At 32.5% G+C, this 354-nt stretch carries 1 protein-coding gene; it reads right to left on the bottom strand.

Annotated elements, in window-relative coordinates:
* Nucleotides 1-88: 88 nt before the first annotated feature.
* On the bottom strand, nucleotides 89-354 hold a 266-nt coding region (locus R0J92_RS22000), incomplete at its 5' end, for a hypothetical protein (protein WP_411053213.1).

Genomic DNA, 354 nt, shown 5'->3' with positions numbered 1-354 from the left:
GCCTTTCATACACCAAAGAAGGAACACCAACCATAAAACCCAAATTATTCAGCCTATGATCTAACCCTTTCCATTGGCTCATGATGGTTCACCTATTCCACCAGTCAACAACAAAAGCAATAGCATTGTGTAACAGCACAAAATTCAACAAAAATAAGCAAACGATATAATAATTAGATTGTTCTAAATCACACATCTTTTTAACAATACTTTTAAGCAAACTATCTTTTTTTATCACACCATCTATATGCACAAAAATTATAGAAAATGGACCGAACACAAAAATAATTAGCGCTATGAAATTCAGAAATTCGTTTTCTAGAACAAACATAAAACTCGCAAATAACGCAACCC

Source organism: Tritonibacter sp. SIMBA_163, from assembly GCF_046535935.1.
Classification (GTDB): domain Bacteria; phylum Pseudomonadota; class Alphaproteobacteria; order Rhodobacterales; family Rhodobacteraceae; genus Epibacterium; species Epibacterium scottomollicae.
This window is presented reverse-complemented; position numbering and strand designations above follow the sequence as displayed.